Annotated in this window: 4 protein-coding genes; 2 read left to right on the top strand and 2 right to left on the bottom strand. The window is 65.8% G+C overall.

Going from position 1 to position 2,650, the window contains the following annotated elements; translation table 11 throughout:
* Positions 1 to 223 precede the first annotated feature (223 nt).
* Positions 224 to 508 (bottom strand): DUF3551 domain-containing protein, encoded by a 285-nt coding sequence (locus tag JOY90_RS26045; RefSeq protein ID WP_291693975.1) that lies wholly within the window; start codon positions 506 to 508, stop codon positions 224 to 226.
* Between the two features lie 73 nt (positions 509 to 581).
* Positions 582 to 1,559, bottom strand: a complete 978-nt coding sequence (locus JOY90_RS26040; protein WP_291693974.1) for a tripartite tricarboxylate transporter substrate binding protein — start codon at positions 1,557 to 1,559, stop codon at positions 582 to 584.
* A 102-nt stretch (positions 1,560 to 1,661) separates the two neighbouring features.
* Here JOY90_RS26040 and JOY90_RS26035 point away from each other — a divergent pair, with 102 nt between their 5' ends.
* Together JOY90_RS26035 and JOY90_RS26030 are read left to right on the top strand one after the other, a co-directional pair.
* A complete protein-coding gene (locus JOY90_RS26035; protein WP_291693973.1) occupies positions 1,662 to 2,081 on the top strand; it encodes a VOC family protein in 420 nt (139 codons plus the stop codon).
* Between the two features lie 57 nt (positions 2,082 to 2,138).
* On the top strand, positions 2,139 to 2,650 hold a 512-nt coding region (locus JOY90_RS26030; RefSeq protein ID WP_291693972.1), incomplete at its 3' end, for an amidohydrolase family protein.

Genomic DNA, 2,650 nt, shown 5'->3' with positions numbered 1-2,650 from the left:
GGTCATGTCCAGGGCCTGGTCGCTATACTTAACCATGTGGTTTAGTATAGCGGCGGCCCGATCCGAGTCAAGCAGCGGTAGGTAGGCTAAGCAGCCCCGTGCACAGAAGCGCGCCCCGCAAAGGCAGAAGCGTGCCCACCACCAATCATGCTGTCGAGACAATGTTGGGCACGGCGCTCGCGCGCCTCAGCCCATCCGACGCAAGAACGCCGGCTGCGCAGCATCACCAGCGATAGTGATAATAACCGGGATAACCCGAATAGCCCGCGCGTCCCCACGGGGACTGAGCGAACGCAAAGCGGGGATTGATCTGGCAATAGACCAGACGGCCGGAGGCGCTGGCCTGGCACTGGGCATAGGACATGTAGGAGCACTCGCCGGGATAACCCAAGCCTCCGCCGGTCGCGCACCAGGGATAGTCGTGCGCCGCCGCGGCCGGACGCGGCCCCGCCGTGACGGCGAGCCCCGCCACCAGCACAGTCGCCGTGGTCAAGATCAGATTGCGCATCATCGTTCTCCTCGCAAACCGTCCCCTGACGCGGAAAACCCCGGGGCCGACCGCCTGTTCCTTCACCCGCTTCTCACTCTACCTTGAGGCCGGAGAATTCGACGACCTTCTTCCATTTCTCGGTCTCGGCCTTGATCTGATCGCCGAACATGTCCGGCTGCTCGATCAGGGGCTCGCCGCCGAGCTCGACCAGGCGCTTTCGCATCTCCGGCTCGGCCAGGATCGCGTTAATTTCCGAATTGAGCTTTTCGATGATGTCTTTCGGGGTGTTTTTCGGCGCGCCCATGCCGAACAGCGCGCTCGCCTCGTAGCCGGGCACGGTCTCCGCGATCGCCTGCACGTCCGGAAGCTGCGGCGACCGCTCGGCGGTCGTCACCCCGAGCGCGCGCAGCGAGCCTGAACGGATGTGCTGGATGATCGAAGGCATGTTGTCGAAGATCACCTGCACCTGGCCGGCCAGCATGTCGTTGATCGCCAGTGCTGCGCCGCGGTAGGGCACATGCTGCATCTTGGTGCCGGTCATCGCCATGAACATCTCGCCGGAGAGATGCACCGAGGTGCCGTTGCCCGAGGACGCCATGTTCACCTTGCCGGGATTGGCCTTCAGATAGGCGATGAACTCGGCGACGTTGTTCGCCGGCACGTCCTTGTTCACCGTCATCACGTTGGGCACGCGATTGAAGGAGGCGACGGGCACGATGTCGCGCAGGAAATCGAACTTCAGATTGACGTAGAGCGTGGTGTTGATGAAGTTGGCCGGATTGACCAGCAGCACCATGTAGCCGTCGGGCGCGCCATGGACCACCGTCTCGGTGCCGATGTTGTTGCCGGCGCCGGCCTTGTTCTCGATCACGAAGGTCTGGCCGAGCCGTTCCGACAGGCGCTGGCCGATCAGGCGCGCCAGGATGTCGGTGGCGCCGCCCGGCGGATAGCCGACGATAAAGCGCACCGGCCGCGTCGGATAGTCGAGCGCCGCGAAAGCGCCCCGCGTCGAGGCAAGGGCGGAAAGGCCTGCGGCAGTCAGGCCGAGCGCGGTGCGGCGCGAGATCATTCGGTTCCTCCAGTTTGCGATTGTTGAAGTCGATGCGGGGCGCGTTGTAACAAACGCCGTCTGCCACGGCCAGCACATGGCCACGCGACCAAAGGAGTATCCATGTCCGTCAAGGTCCACGCGCTCGACCATCTCGTCATCAACGTCGCCGACGTCGCCCGCTCGGCGGAATGGTATGCGAAGATCCTCGGCATGGAGATCAGGGTGTTCGACCCGGGCGGCGGCCAGCCGGCGCGGACCTCCCTCGTGTTCGGCAGCCAGAAGATCAACGTGCGGCCGAAAGCCGCCGACAAGGTCGAGTGGTTCACGGCAGACCATGAGACCCCCGGCAGCGACGACCTCTGCTTCCTCACCGCGAGCACGCCGGACCAGGTGGTCGCGCATCTCAAGGCCAACGGCGTCGCGATCGAGGCCGGGCCGAGCAACCGGCAGGGCGCCCGCGGCACGTTGCGCTCGGTCTATTGCCGCGATCCCGACGGCAGCCTGATCGAAATCTCGTCCTATGCGGGCGAGACGGGCTGAGGCCGCGGTAGCAGAGTCGCGCCTCGCAATGACGGTGGCGGACAAAAAGGGGGAAACATGATGCTGCGTCTCCGCGCGGCCGCGATCATCGCAAGCGGCCTGCTGCTCGCCTCGTTGCCGGGCACGGCCTCCGCGCAGACCGCGGACACCGTGCTGTTCAACGGCAAAATCGTCACCGTGGACCGGGAGTTCTCCGTGCGCGAGGCGATCGCCATCTCCGGCGAGCGCGTGCTAGCGACCGGCACGACCGCCGCCATGAAGAAGCTCGCCGCGGACGGCGCGCGACTGGTCGATCTCGGCGGCCGCACCGTGATCCCCGGCCTGACCGACGGACATATCCATGGCATCCGCGCCGCGCTGACTTTCGCCACCGAGGTGAACTGGATCGGCGTGCCGACGCTGAAGGCGGCGCTCGGCAGGATTCGAGACGCCGCCAGGGCGCAGGCGGCGGGGAGCTGGATCGTGGTGGCGGGCGGCTGGACCGAGGAGCAGTTCGCCGAAAAGCGCCGGCCAACCCCGCAGGAGGTGGCGGAAGCCGCCGCCGATCATCCCGTGTACATCCAGCATCT

This window comes from Bradyrhizobium sp., from assembly GCF_019242285.1.
Taxonomy (GTDB): Bacteria; Pseudomonadota; Alphaproteobacteria; order Rhizobiales; family Xanthobacteraceae; genus Bradyrhizobium.
Note: the sequence above shows the minus strand (reverse complement) of the source record. Positions and strands in the feature narration are given on the sequence as shown.